This is a genomic window from Bacillus sp. B-jedd (genome assembly GCF_000821085.1).
Classification (GTDB): Bacteria; Bacillota; Bacilli; order Bacillales; family Cytobacillaceae; genus Bacillus_D.
The window spans coordinates 2,781,468-2,794,292 of the sequence record NZ_CCXR01000001.1 but is presented as its reverse complement, the minus strand read 5'-3'; the positions used below and the strand labels follow the sequence as shown (position 1 = coordinate 2,794,292).

Below are 12,825 nucleotides of genomic sequence, written 5' to 3'. Positions count from 1 at the left end.
TTATGTCAATATATCGGCTATTTTTGGAGAATATCATCGATTTTTTTAATATATCATCGATTATTTTCGAATATCTAACCTATCTAATTATTCAGAAATCCAATTGGCATCTAACTTAACCTCGCCTGCTTCAAGCCAATGGCATACATCGGACAGGTCCCTCATAGACTTGTACTACTAAAAGGGATAAAAAGGCTGGTGGGAACATGCAACCAAACAGGGACGAAATCCGCAAGCGGATCGCCAGGCGGAAAAAGGAGCGGAACAGCCAGAAAAAGTTGTACCGGCAATATAGTGCCAAAAAAGAGTCAAGTTCGCCTGGCTTGCTTTTTAATGACGATAAATATGGATTTGATGAGCTTGTCTCCTATGAGACGGGCCCGGGTGAAGGGGATCATCCGCTTTTCAGGAAAGAGGTATTTTTCTTCAAAGTATTATGTTCGGCCATCCTTTTTCTGGTCATCGCGATTCTTTTTAAGAACGAGGCGCCTGCTTTAGAGCCGGCAAAGGATCTGGTGCAAAAAGGATTCAGCCAGGATTTCCAATTTGCTGCTGTCGGAAAGTGGTATGAGGAAAAATTCGGAAAGCCATTAGCGCTCCTGCCTGAACCGAAAGTGAAAGAAGACCATAACACCGATTTTTCTATTCCGACTTCCGGAAAAATCCTTGAGCACTTCGAAAAGAATGGACAGGGAATCATGATTGAAACGGATAAAAGCGCGCCTGTTGAAGCGGTTAATGAAGGCTGGATCATGTTCGCGGGAGTGAAGGAAGGGCTTGGCAAAACTGTCATCATCCAGCACAGCGACAAGACGGAATCATGGTATGGCCACCTTGATGCGATTGAAGTGACACTCTATCAGTTTGTTTCCAAGGAACAGAAAATCGGTACAGTGGGATCTGGCGCAGACGAGGCAAAAGGAGAGTTTTATTTTGCCATCAAAAAGGGTGAAGCGTTTATTGACCCGATTCAGGTGATCCGCTTTGAATAGAGCCGCCACGATGCTGACGCTCATCCGCATCCATCCCTTGCTGTGGATGGCGGCTGCGGCCGCCGCACTGACTGGACATTTCCTTGAGTTGTGCATGCTCTTCGCGATTATTCTCATCCACGAGGTGGGCCATGCCGCTGCGGCCTTGTCTTTCTCTTGGCGGATTAAGAGTATCACTCTGTTGCCGTTTGGCGGGGTCGCGGAAATGGATGAGCATGGGAACAGGCCGGTGAAGGAAGAATTGATTGTCATACTTGCCGGGCCTGCCCAGCATTTATGGCTCATGGGTGCGGCCTTTCTCATGTATGAAAATGGCGTTATTCCTGAGTACGCCTATTTTTTGTTTGTAAAATACAATCTGATGATTTTAGTATTCAATCTTTTTCCCATTTGGCCTCTTGACGGGGGCAAGCTCCTTTTTCTCTTACTTTCACTATGGAAGCCATTTCCCGATGCGTACGAATGGATGCTCATCAGTTCATTCGCATTTCTGACCGTTTTTACTGCTATTACGCTTATCGTTTCTCCTTTTCACTTAAATAGCTGGCTGATTGCGGGATTCCTTTACTTCAGCTTGTTTTTTGAATGGAAGCAGCGCCATTTTGTCTTTTTGCGGTTTTTGCTAGAGCGTTATTATGGAAATAAAGAAAGCGTGCCTTCTGTTTTGAAACCGATCAGGGCGGATGAAGGTGAAGCGGTTATGAAGGTGCTGGCGAAATTCCGACGCGGCTGCAAGCATTCCATTTTAGTTGAGAGTGGAGGTAAGGAAAAAGGTATGCTGGATGAAAATGAAGTGCTCCATCATGTTTTTGCCGAAAAAAGGCCGGATGGCAAAGTTGGCGACTTGATTTATGCCTATTAATCAGACGTAAAGCATTCCCAGGGGGCTCCTGGCGAATGCTTTTTTTTGCGTTATAATGGAGGAAGGAATTTTTAGAAGCGGGGAATGCAAGTGGATAAACTGATTATTAACTGCAGCGGCAGGGAAAAACGGGCCGCTTTCATCCATAACGGCAAGGCAGGTCAAATTGAAATTGGCCGGGAGGAAACAAGGTCTCTTGTGGGTGGGATTTTCCTAGGAATCGTCACAAAAGTCCTGCCTGGGATGAATGCCGCCTTTATTGATATCGGCACGGATAAGAATGCATACCTCCACCGGGACTCACTGGCTGAATATGTTCAGTCAGGCCTGCCCAATGAGGAAAGGGAGAGGAAAAGCATCTCGGCATTCGTCCGCCAGGGAGAACGCCTTCTTGTCCAGGTCGAAAAAGACCCGGTTGGAACAAAAGGGGCCAAAGTGACAGGCATCATCGAAGTGCCGGGAACCCATCTTGTGTATATGCCAGCGGGAAATTATCTCGCTGTGTCAAAAAAGATTTCCGATTCCGGCCGGCGGGAAGAACTCCGTGTACTTGGGAGGGAGGCCAGGCTAGAGGGGGAAGGACTGATTTTCCGAACCTCCGCGGGCGGTGCGGTAGATGAGGAGATTGTTAGTGAAATCGACAGGCTGCGGCGCGAAGCGGAAGGACTTTTGCAAAAAGCCGCGGAAATGAAGAAACCAGGGCTTGTTGCGCAGGCGGATGTGTTCGTAGATAAGCTGCTGCCGATCATTGAAAGGATGGAATCCGGTGAAGTGGCCGCGGATGACTCAGGACTTTTGAGCGAGCTTAAAATGCGATTTGGCGGGATAAAAAAGGAGCTGGTTTTCAGCTTTTATTCAGGAAAAGAGAATATTTTAGCTGCCCATGGTGTTGAAGCGGAGCTTGAGAAACTTTTAAAGCGGGTCGTCTGGCTGGAAAATGGCGCCTATCTTCTAATAGAAGAAACGGAGACGCTGACAGCGATTGATGTGAATACCGGGAAGTTTTCCGGCAAAAACAGTCTCCAGGATACCGTTTTAAAAACGAATTTGCTGGCGGCGGAGGAAATTGCGAGGCAGATCCGCCTCAGGGACCTTGCTGGGATGATCCTAGTCGATTTCATTGAAATGAAAACAGATGAGGAACGGAGCAGGGTATCGGCAAAAATGGATGCGGAGCTGCGCAAGGATAATCGCCGGACACGGAATGCGGGCTTTACGGCGCTTGGCATTTTTCAGCTGACGAGGAAAAGGCTGGGGCCTTCCCTTTCCGAAACGCTCACTGTGAAATGCCCTTCCTGCGGCGGGACCGGTCGCATTTCCAGCCCGGAGACAGAGGCGTTTAAATTGGAACGTGAATTGTGGGAGCACAGGGGATCTGTTGAAGAAGCGGTCCTGGTTGAAGCGTCCCCCTCCGTGAAGAAAGTATTCGAAGGCGAGGCTGGAATCCACCTGAAACGGCTGCAGGAAGCGCTTGGCATGTTGATCATTATAAAGCCGGTGGAAAACGCCGTGAATTTCTACGCAGTGAAACAATTCGGAACGGCCGGCGAACTGAGGAAGAAAGCGGACAATACGTATTGACACTGTCTTGCCTTTTGTGATAGTATTTTCATGTTATGTTTGTAGCGCACCCGTGCTACAACCGCTCAGGACCAGGCCATAAGCTTTTGCCCCGGCAAAACGCCTGTGATGGCGAGTCTTAGACTTAGAGGAGGTGCAAGTTCATGTACGCAATTATCGAAACTGGCGGTAAGCAAATCCGTGTTGAAGAAGGCCAAGCCATCTACATCGAAAAGCTTAACGCAGAAGCAGGCGAAACAGTTACTTTTGACAAAGTTCTTTTCGTAGGCGGAGAAGACGTGAAAGTTGGAAGCCCGGTTGTTGAAGGCGCTTCTGTAACAGCTACTGTTGAAAAGCAGGGCCGTGCGAAGAAAATCATTGTTTTCAAGTACAAGGCGAAGAAAAACTATCGTAAGAAGCAAGGCCATCGCCAGCCGTACACTAAAGTTGTCATCGACAAAATCAACGCGTAAGGCGTGATTTTATGATTGATGTAACGATCTCAAGAAATGAGGCCGGTCTGATCCATTCGTTTTCAATTTCAGGCCATGCATTATTTGCCGATAGGGGCAAGGACATCGTCTGCGCAGGCGCGTCCGCCATTTCGGTCGGTGCGATAAATGCAATCCATGAAATGACGGGAGTCGTTCCCGAAACAGAGATCGACTATGAAGAAGGCTTGCTCCGCTGTGTGATACCGGAAAATCTTCCGGCACAGGAGCAGGAAAAAATTCAGGTCCTTCTGAACGGGATGTACTTTCAGCTGAAGACGATCGAGGAAGAATACGGGCGTCACATACGAATTACCTTCAAAAAACAGGAGGTGGAATAAATGTTATTGAAATTGGATCTTCAATTGTTTGCTTCCAAAAAGGGAGTAGGTTCTACGAAGAACGGCCGTGACTCCATCGCGAAACGCCTTGGCGCGAAGCGTGCGGATGGCCAGTTCGTCACAGGTGGATCAATCCTGTACCGCCAACGCGGAACAAAGATCTATCCAGGTGAAAACGTAGGCCGCGGCGGAGACGACACTCTTTTTGCAAAAGTTGACGGCGTTGTAAAGTTCGAACGTATGGGCCGTGACCGCAAAAAAGTAAGTGTTTATCCAGCAGCTCAGGAAGCTTAAGTTTAAGTTATAAACAACGGAGACTCTGGCCTCAAGGCCGGAGTCTTTTTTTATCTGTACTGGATTTTTCCTTTAGAGTTCATATTTGCTTACGCGGCTTTCATTTTTTGTTATACTATGGGCAAACAGCGCAGGAAACAAGGAGTAGAGTATGGAGAAGAATTGGGATATTGTCGAAGTGCTCAGGCATTCCCGGCATGACTGGCTGAATAGGCTGCAGCTCATAAAAGGGAATCTTGATATGGACAAGGTGGACCGGGCAAAAGCCGTAATTGATGATATTATTATTGAAACGCAGCAGGAATCAAAACTATCGAATTTAAAAATGCCCCTGTTTGCTTCGCTGCTTTTAAAAGCAAATTGGGAAGGGCATCATTTTCACCTCGAATATGAAGTGCTTCATGAAAACGAAACGGGACCGGTAGATGAAAAAGCCCTTACGAAGTGGACAGCGGCTTTTTTTTCCGTGCTTGATTTTGCCGTAGAGGAATTCCAGGAAAACAACCTCTCCATCTGCATTAATCAGGTGAAGGATGGGATTTGTTTCTTTTTCGAATTTAGCGGAATGATAGTAAGGACAAAGCTAATCAATACTTTCCTTGAGGAACGGAATAATATCGATATGACGGTCGGCGATTTTAATGACCATGAGCTGACAGTGAAAATTTTCATGCCGTTTCGCTAAAGAAGGGGAACAATCTCACCAAGTCATTTTATTTATCGTAATTGCAAGACGGGAGGAAATAATAATATGTTTGTTGATCAGGTGAAAATTTATGTAAAAGGCGGCGACGGTGGCGACGGGATGGTTGCGTTCCGCCGTGAGAAATATGTGCCGAATGGCGGGCCGGCAGGCGGTGACGGCGGTTCTGGCGCGAACGTTGTATTCGAGGTTGAAGAAGGCCTTAGCACGCTTATGGACTTCCGCTATCAGCGCCATTTTAAAGCACCACGGGGCGAGCACGGCATGTCCAAGAACCAGCATGGGAAAAATGCTAAGGATATGATTGTTAAAGTGCCACCCGGAACAGTTGTATATGATCAAGAAACAAACGAAATTATAGCCGATTTGGTTGAACATGGGCAAAGGGCCATCATCGCCCGCGGCGGCCGTGGCGGCAGGGGCAATTCGAGGTTCGCTACCCCTGCAAACCCGGCGCCGGAGCTTTCCGAAAAAGGGGAACCAGGACATGAACGGAATATTGTCCTCGAGCTGAAACTTCTCGCGGATGTCGGGCTTGTCGGGTTCCCAAGTGTCGGTAAATCGACTCTGCTTTCGGTTGTTTCTTCGGCTAAGCCAAAAATTGCCGAATACCATTTTACAACGATTGTTCCGAATTTGGGGGTTGTCGAAACAGAGGACGGACGCAGTTTTGTTATGGCGGACCTTCCCGGTTTGATTGAAGGCGCCCATCAGGGAGTAGGCCTTGGCCACCAGTTTTTAAGGCATATCGAAAGGACGCGCGTCATCGTCCATGTCATCGATATGGCGGCAACGGAAGGCCGCGACCCTTTTGAGGATTACCAAAAAATCAATACAGAGCTACAGCAGTATAACCTGCGGTTGACGGAGAGGCCGCAAATCATCGTCGCCAATAAAATGGATATGCCGGAAGCTGAGGAAAACCTGGCGAGATTTAAAGAACAGCTTCAGGAAGATTTCCCAGTTTTCCCGATCTCCGCGGTAACGAGGCAGGGGCTGAGGGACCTGTTGTTTGCGATTGCTGATAAAATTGCCGAAACTCCGGAATTCCCTCTGCATGAAGAGGCGCTCGAGGATACAAGTGTGAACAGGGTTGTTTATAAGCATGAAAAGGAAGAACAGGATTTCAAAATTACGCGGGATCCGGATGGGGCTTATGTCATTTCCGGTGACAGTTTAGAACGCCTGTTTAAAATGACTGATTTTTCCCGTGATGAATCTGTACGCCGCTTTGCCCGCCAGCTGCGCGGGATGGGTGTCGATGATGCACTAAGGGAAAGAGGGGCCAAGGACGGCGATACGGTACGGCTTCTTGAATTTGAGTTTGAATTTGTAGAGTAATGTTCCGTGTGAAGAGGTGGCATGATGAAATCCAGCCGGTTTGATAAAAAGTTCTATTTGGTAAGGGAAGATGTCCTTCCAGATGTGATGAAAAAAACATTGGAAGCTAAGGAATTGATTGACCGGGGAAAAGCCGAGTCCATCGGTGAAGCGACTGCCCAAGTTGATTTGAGCAGGAGCGCCTATTATAAATACAGGGAAACTGTTTTTCCGTTTTCCTCCATTGTGAAAGAAAATCTGATTACCGTCATTTTTCACCTTGAAGACCGATCCGGAGTATTGTCCCGCCTGCTTGGCCTTGTAGCAGATGCCGGATGTAATGTCCTGACCATCCACCAGACAATTCCGCTGCAGGGACGGGCGAATGTGACCCTGTCCATGAATACAACACAGATGCAGGGAGAAATGGAGGACTTGCTGGAAAGGTTGAGGGGACTGGATTTTGTTGAGAAAGTCGAGGTTCTCGGCACCGGGGCATAATGGTGATTGGGTTTTGAAGAACTGCCAGACAAATATAAGAATAGAAAAGCGTCTGTTCATTTGAGGAACAGACGCTTTTGCTGTTTTAGCTATTTTCTATCAGGAACCCTGCTTCGTCCAGTGCCTTTTCTGCTCTGGCTAGTGCTTGCTCTGAAGAAGCCGATAAAGTATGCAAATGATATCCGCCTGTCAGCTCCGATAAAAAGGCTGCTTTCGTTGTCATGATTTTTTGCATAAATTGGCTGACCTCCATAGGGTTCGAAACCATGATCGATGCGGTAAGATCGCCATACACGGGGTGCTCAATCTTAACATCCTTCACGGTCACCCCTTCGTTAACAATCAGCAACAGCTCTTCCTCTGTCTGTCCGGGCGCATGGGAGCAAGCGATTATTTTTTCGAAAACAGGGATGTTTGGCGAATGGCTGAAGTATAGATAACCTTGGCTTGTAGCGATGATTGGTTCGCCTTTAGCCTTCAGCAGGGTTATATCCCCTACAATAATCTGCCGGCTTACTTTTGCATAAGCGGCCAGTTCGCTTCCTGTAATCGGCGAAGGGCTGTTTTTCAAAAGTGTCAGAAGGCTGAGCCTCCGTTCTTCCCCATACAGCTTCTTGTCCTCACCCATAATACCACTCCCAAAAACATAATTTCTCCTAATTAACGATTCACTCTATTTTATCATAACATCCAGCCGGTCTGCAGAAGTGCTATACGATTAAGGCACCAGCTCTAGCGGACTGGCTACAATCATAAAGGCATAGTTAAAGGTGATTGTTGATTTTCAATGAAGTTGATTGGAACGGAGGGGACTGACTCCTGCGGGATGAAGCGGCACGTGGAGACCCCTCGAAAAGCGAAAGCGCCTTCGTGACAGGCAAAAACCGCCTCGCGCCAGGCAAGTTCGCCTGTCTCTGCGATGATCTTTCATGGAAGCTTTCCTTTGTGTCCCTGCGATGACTATTCGCAGACTTGGTTTTGCGAAGCAAAATCCTAGTCGCCCTTAATGCGAGCGAAGCGTAGCCAAGCGCTGGAGGGCCAGAAGGGGAAGTCGTTCTTTGACTTTTCCTTCGGGACCGAAGCGACCTCGAGGGGCTAGGCGCTGCAGCTGGACAAACATGCGTCTAGGACGCCGAGGAGGCTCCATAAAAGAATGCTCCTGCGCCACAGACTATTCGTTGGAGTGAACCTTCAGCTCGTCGCAAAGCTGCACGAAGCCAATTCATGGATGTTTCTCTTGAAGTAAATACAGGTAGGTGCTTCGCCCCGCGGAAAGCATGTCCCTGGAGTGGAAATCAACAATCAAGGATATCAGAGCCATCATAAAAGAAAAGGCACTTGCATAACTTTTTATGTAGATTGTTAGCATTTTGCCCACACCAACATACACTATATGGACTTATGCCATAGGAGGGAAATCAGAGTGAAAATCCATATCGTACAGAAAGGGGATACTCTTTGGAAGATCGCCAAGAAGTACGGCGTGAATTTTGAAGAGCTGAAAAAGATGAATTCACAGCTCAGCAACCCTGATATGATTATGCCCGGTATGAAAGTGAAGGTCCCGTCGGCGGGGGGCAGCGTGAAGAAAGGCGCATCCGCCGGCGGAACAAATCCGGGGGCGGCCATAAATATCGGGGGAAAAAAGGAAGTACCAACAGCTGAGCATCCTTTTGCGAATTTAAAGAAACTGCAGACGCAGGAAACTCCGGATGTGCCGGTTCCTGCCCAGCCAATAAATTTAGAAGCTCCAGTCACGCCATTTGCTCCACAGCAGCCCATCCAGGAAGTGGACATCGAAAATTATTATCTGATGAATATGTCCAATGTAAATGTCGCACCAAATAAAGAATTTCCTGTGCCACCGAAAAAGGAAATGCCGATCCAGGTGAAAAAAGAAATGCCAATCGCTCCGAAAAAAGAAATGCCAATCGCTCCGAAAAAAGAAATGCCGCTTCCTCCAAAAAAGGAAGTTCCAATCATGCCAGTCAAAGAAGTACCAATTAAGCCTGTGAAGGAGAAACCTATTGTACCTGTGAAACAGGTGCCGGCTCCGCCACCGTTGCCTCCGATAAAGGAAGTTCCTGTGAAGCCAGTGAAGGAAATGCCGGTCAAGCCAGTGAAGGAAATGCCGGTCAAGCCAGTGAAGGAAATGCCCGTCAAGCCAGTAAAGGAAATGCCGATCCAGTCACCACCCCCGGCGCCAGCTCCTGTGTGTGTGGAACAGCCAGTTGTATGTGAGGAATATTATTTACCAGTGACACCAGTCATGCCCGGTGTCTGTTATCCTTGCCCAGTGCCGTACCCGCCGGTTCACCAGGCGATGATTCCTGAAGCGATATGTCCGCCTTATCCGATGGTGGGAGGCATGATGGCTGCAGACCCGTGTTACCCTGTCCCTCAGGTTGAAGCGGCGATGTTCCAGCCTGATCCTTGTTATCCACAGCCTCAAATGGTTGCCGGAATGGAAAATATGATGCCGGGAACTGCTGGAACGATGCATGTCCATTATGATGAAGTTGAGTCTTCTTCTTCCTCCTCTTCAATGCTATATATGCACCAAATGGGCCATGGCCAGTATGGCGGTGTTTCCGGAGCTACATCGCCTTATCAAGCAGCGATGATGGCAGATGGGCAGCAGCAAGTCCATATGGGCATGCCTTATGGGGGTCAACAGCTATCCATGCATGATGATCCCGCCCCAATCGGTCAGGGTTCTTATGCCAATCCATACTTGACTCAGCCAATGCAAGGGGGTATCCAGAATCCATACGGTTCCCAGGTTGCTTTTGCTGGGGAGTCAGGGGATGAATCGCCTATTGGCTATACAGGAAATCCATATCCGCAGTTCGCATATGGGGCTCAGCAGCCGATGTATGGCCAACAGCCAATAGCAGGCGCTGGTATGCCAATGGGGCAGCCGATGTATGGCCAACAGCCATTGGCAGGCGCTGGTATGCCGATGGAGCAGCCGATGTATGGCCAACAGCCAATGACTGGCGCTGGTATGCCAATGGGACAGCCAAATCCTAGTGGGATGGGACAGCCAATGTACGGCCAGCAGCCAGTAGAAGGGATGCAGCCATTTGGGCAGCCATACCAGATGGGGATGGAGCAGCCAATGTATGGCCAGCAGCCAGTAGCAGGTGCAGGTATGCCCATGGAACAGACCAATCCTGGCATGGGCCAGCCGATATACAGCCAGCAGCCGCTAAGCCCGGGTGGAATGCCAATGTCCCAGCCGTACCCTATGGGAATGGAGCAGCCGATGTATGGCCAGCAGCCGTTCGCAGGAGCGGGTATGCCAATGGGGCAGCCATATCCGGGTGGGATGGGCCAGCCGATGTACGGCCAGCAGCCGTTTGCCGGAGCGGGTATGCCAATGGGTCAGCCATATCCGGGTGGAATGGGCCAGCCGATGTATGGCCAGCAGCCATACGGCGGGGGGGGGATGCCGATGGAGCAACCATATCCTGGCGGAATGCAGCCTTACGGACAGTTTGGAGGTGCTCAGCCGCAGATGGGCCAGCAGATGCCTATGATGGGCCAATACGGTACGCAGCTTCCAACTCTTGGCGGCCAGATGCCATATGGTGAACAGCAAATGCCACAGTTGGGCAGCCAGGCGCAAGAGGAGCAAACCAGCCAAATGCGGGGAGAACCGCCGGAACGGGAATTTACGCCTTCGATTCCTAAAATTTTCACACCGCCGCTGCCTTTTGCCCAGCCTCCGCTCTTGCATCCTTACGGGCTTTCTGGCCCATATTATGGAAACGTCGATGAAAGCGCCGATTAGCCTGAAAAACCACCAAGGAGACGACAATTTCCATTATCGTCTCCTCTCTTATTTAAAGAAAGTATTTCCAGGCAATATAATTAAACTGGATATGATCAGGCCGACTGTCTTTCTTTTGAATTCTTCAATAGGGGATTATATTATTAAGTGTTATTCCTCCTATAACAGGCTGAAGCTTCAGGAGGCCTTTACAGCGACTCTCAAAAAGGAAGGATTTACGTCGGCTTATAGCTATTTACGCCCGGGGAGGCGGGAGCCTTATTATCTTGATGGAGTCTATCTAGGGATTATAGAATTTATCCTCCCCCATCTTCATTCATTTTCTTATCATCTGGATACAGACCGTCTAGCAGGCCTCAACCTTTTGCAAAACTATCATTCCGTCACTGAAAAAATAGTGCAAAGGTACAAAACTCTTATCCCACCCGCCAGGCTTATCGAAAAATGGGAGCAGCGCCAGGATCGGTTTGAGGCTAATAAACCTGTGATCAGCTATTTTGTTAACAGTGAAATGATGGATGAAATCAGTGGATGGGCTTCATTTGCACTAGAAGGTATGAGGAGGTGCGAGGGGTTTTTCACTGGAGAGGTGGAGGCAATATTGCATGGTGATGTCGCCCATCATAATTTTCTCCGTGCGTGGAACGGGAAAATTTATTTAATCGACTTTGATTTAATCAGCATAGGGCCTCCCGTTATTGATTATCTTCAATATGGAAACAGGATTTTGCCGTTTCTCAACTGGTCGATCAATGAATTGGCAAAATACAGGCAGTTGTCGGCTTTCATGAATGAAAAAGGGTTTTTATTCGCGCTTGCGTACCCGGCGGATCTGTTGAGGGAATGGAATCGGATTTTTAAAAATGAGGATGAACCTGACATTAATACAATCATGCAGATGAAAAAATGGACAGAGAGACAGTTTTTCGCCAGACACCAGTTTATCAAGAAAATCGGCAATATGGTAAAATCGGGGTGAAGCGAATAAAAATGGGCGCCGAATGTCCGGCTTTGCCCCTAGAAGGGTGAATGGTTTGAAGAAAGAAGATCGGCAGGAACGGAACCTTGTTATTTTGATGTTCATAGTAGCTTTTATCATGCTCCTTTCCTTTGCGAGGAGACTGTTTTTTTAATGGGCCGTTTGGGGCCTTTTTTTTATTCCGAGGCCAACGGTGAAAGGTGCATAATTTAGAAGACCGCCGGGTGTTTCCTTATATGGTCATGGTTTCCCGTCTTTCTGCTTAATAGCGATTCTCCCCGCAATTATTTAGGGTGCGAAAGATACACTGGAACCATCCCCTGCTTCACATAATTAGGCAATTTCGGGAAATGCTATGAATGGGTTTGATGGGGTGGTTAATTTTTTGTGGAAGAGGTGGTTTGGATGAAGCGTAAGGCGGCGGTTTTGGGAGCTGTGTTCTTCATTTTTCTGTTTGGCGCGGAGGTGGTTGTGTGCGGGTCAGCGATGGATGCTGGCGGACAGATGGATCCTCTTCGTTTGAAGGTCACCCTAGAGAAGGTGTATGTGGACGGGGAGGTCAGTCAGGAGCATTCTGATGTATCGGCTGCTTCCTGGGAGGAGTTTTGGGCTCGATATAAAGATTGGTCGGCTGTCGACGTGGGCAGGGAGTCGGTTGTGCTGAGGAAACATGTTGAGGATATTTCCCCTCTCCTTAAGGCAAATGGCTATTTCGGGCTTAATGATGAAGGAGTCCTTGCGATTTTTAACGGCAAACCACCCTATTCACAAATCATTCAATCTTTTTTTCAAATTGATGTAAAAAAGCTGGAAAGCCGGAAGCAGGTTGAGCTGCAAAAAGGCATTCCAATCAGAACGAGGGACCGTTATATGGAAGTACTCGAGAGTTTCAAGCCTTATTCGGCCTGTGACGAAAGCCGGAATTGACTGATTAGCAGCATTGCTGCATTCCAAAAATAAAGACCAGGCTGCCATCAGCCTGGTCT

Annotated in this window: 13 protein-coding genes and 1 other annotated feature; of the genes, 12 read left to right on the top strand and 1 reads right to left on the bottom strand. The window is 48.3% G+C overall.

Annotation, left to right across the window (positions count from 1 at the left end):
• The first annotated feature begins 206 nt into the window (after positions 1-206).
• The 9 genes from BN1002_RS13850 (at position 207) to BN1002_RS13810 (ending at position 7,064) form a co-directional block, all read left to right on the top strand.
• A complete protein-coding gene (locus BN1002_RS13850) occupies positions 207-992 on the top strand; it encodes a M23 family metallopeptidase (RefSeq protein ID WP_048825761.1) in 786 nt (261 codons plus the stop codon).
• A complete protein-coding gene (locus tag BN1002_RS13845) occupies positions 985-1,854 on the top strand; it encodes a M50 family metallopeptidase (RefSeq protein WP_048825760.1) in 870 nt (289 codons plus the stop codon). Before BN1002_RS13850 ends, BN1002_RS13845 begins: the two co-directional genes overlap by 8 nt.
• Before the next feature lie 90 nt (positions 1,855-1,944).
• Positions 1,945-3,435 carry an Rne/Rng family ribonuclease gene (locus BN1002_RS13840; RefSeq protein ID WP_048827954.1) on the top strand — a complete coding sequence of 497 codons (1,491 nt, stop codon included), beginning with the start codon at positions 1,945-1,947 and terminating at the stop codon, positions 3,433-3,435.
• Between the two features lie 49 nt (positions 3,436-3,484).
• Positions 3,485-3,564 (top strand) — a sequence feature (ribosomal protein L21 leader region).
• Positions 3,565-3,578: 14 nt separating this feature from the next.
• Positions 3,579-3,887, top strand: coding sequence for a 50S ribosomal protein L21 (gene rplU, locus BN1002_RS13835; RefSeq protein WP_048825759.1), 309 nt, complete (start codon positions 3,579-3,581; stop codon positions 3,885-3,887).
• Between the two features lie 11 nt (positions 3,888-3,898).
• Positions 3,899-4,246, top strand: coding sequence for a ribosomal-processing cysteine protease Prp (locus BN1002_RS13830; protein ID WP_048825757.1), 348 nt, complete (start codon positions 3,899-3,901; stop codon positions 4,244-4,246).
• Positions 4,247-4,540, top strand: a complete 294-nt coding sequence (rpmA, locus tag BN1002_RS13825) for a 50S ribosomal protein L27 (RefSeq protein ID WP_048825756.1) — start codon at positions 4,247-4,249, stop codon at positions 4,538-4,540. It begins immediately after the preceding gene.
• Positions 4,541-4,691: 151 nt separating this feature from the next.
• A complete protein-coding gene (locus BN1002_RS13820; protein ID WP_048825754.1) occupies positions 4,692-5,225 on the top strand; it encodes a Spo0B C-terminal domain-containing protein in 534 nt (177 codons plus the stop codon).
• Positions 5,226-5,291: 66 nt separating this feature from the next.
• Complete coding sequence (gene obgE / locus BN1002_RS13815; RefSeq protein WP_048825753.1) at positions 5,292-6,584, top strand: GTPase ObgE; 1,293 nt, start codon at positions 5,292-5,294, stop codon at positions 6,582-6,584.
• Positions 6,585-6,608: 24 nt separating this feature from the next.
• Positions 6,609-7,064: an ACT domain-containing protein gene (locus tag BN1002_RS13810; protein ID WP_048825751.1), complete on the top strand. Its 456-nt coding sequence runs from the start codon at positions 6,609-6,611 to the stop codon at positions 7,062-7,064.
• An 85-nt stretch (positions 7,065-7,149) separates the two neighbouring features.
• Here the strand turns inward: BN1002_RS13810 and BN1002_RS13805 are convergent, their stop codons facing one another.
• Positions 7,150-7,692, bottom strand: coding sequence for a transcription repressor NadR (locus BN1002_RS13805; protein ID WP_048825749.1), 543 nt, complete (start codon positions 7,690-7,692; stop codon positions 7,150-7,152).
• A gap of 795 nt (positions 7,693-8,487) precedes the next feature.
• Here BN1002_RS13805 and safA point away from each other — a divergent pair.
• The 3 genes from safA to BN1002_RS13790 all read left to right on the top strand — a co-directional run bounded on the left by safA (position 8,488) and on the right by BN1002_RS13790 (position 12,766).
• Positions 8,488-10,860, top strand: coding sequence for a SafA/ExsA family spore coat assembly protein (gene safA, locus BN1002_RS24515; RefSeq protein WP_052445645.1), 2,373 nt, complete (start codon positions 8,488-8,490; stop codon positions 10,858-10,860).
• Complete coding sequence (locus tag BN1002_RS13795; protein WP_048825747.1) at positions 10,844-11,839, top strand: phosphotransferase; 996 nt, start codon at positions 10,844-10,846, stop codon at positions 11,837-11,839. The genes safA and BN1002_RS13795 overlap by 17 nt, the downstream gene beginning before the upstream one ends.
• Before the next feature lie 405 nt (positions 11,840-12,244).
• Positions 12,245-12,766: a BofC C-terminal domain-containing protein gene (locus BN1002_RS13790; RefSeq protein WP_052445644.1), complete on the top strand. Its 522-nt coding sequence runs from the start codon at positions 12,245-12,247 to the stop codon at positions 12,764-12,766.
• The last annotated feature ends 59 nt before the right edge of the window (positions 12,767-12,825 follow it).

Excerpts from the sequence above, each read along its gene's own strand:
- BN1002_RS13850 (WP_048825761.1), top strand. The coding sequence starts at position 207 with ATGCAACCAAACAGGGACGAAATCCGCAAGCGGATCGCCAGGCGGAAA.
- rplU (WP_048825759.1), top strand. The coding sequence starts at position 3,579 with ATGTACGCAATTATCGAAACTGGCGGTAAGCAAATCCGTGTTGAAGAA.
- BN1002_RS13830 (WP_048825757.1), top strand. The coding sequence starts at position 3,899 with ATGATTGATGTAACGATCTCAAGAAATGAGGCCGGTCTGATCCATTCG.
- rpmA (WP_048825756.1), top strand. The coding sequence starts at position 4,247 with ATGTTATTGAAATTGGATCTTCAATTGTTTGCTTCCAAAAAGGGAGTA.
- BN1002_RS13820 (WP_048825754.1), top strand. The coding sequence starts at position 4,692 with ATGGAGAAGAATTGGGATATTGTCGAAGTGCTCAGGCATTCCCGGCAT.
- obgE (WP_048825753.1), top strand. The coding sequence starts at position 5,292 with ATGTTTGTTGATCAGGTGAAAATTTATGTAAAAGGCGGCGACGGTGGC.
- BN1002_RS13810 (WP_048825751.1), top strand. The coding sequence starts at position 6,609 with ATGAAATCCAGCCGGTTTGATAAAAAGTTCTATTTGGTAAGGGAAGAT.
- BN1002_RS13805 (WP_048825749.1), bottom strand. The coding sequence starts at position 7,692 with ATGGGTGAGGACAAGAAGCTGTATGGGGAAGAACGGAGGCTCAGCCTT.
- BN1002_RS13795 (WP_048825747.1), top strand. The coding sequence starts at position 10,844 with ATGAAAGCGCCGATTAGCCTGAAAAACCACCAAGGAGACGACAATTTC.
- BN1002_RS13790 (WP_052445644.1), top strand. The coding sequence starts at position 12,245 with ATGAAGCGTAAGGCGGCGGTTTTGGGAGCTGTGTTCTTCATTTTTCTG.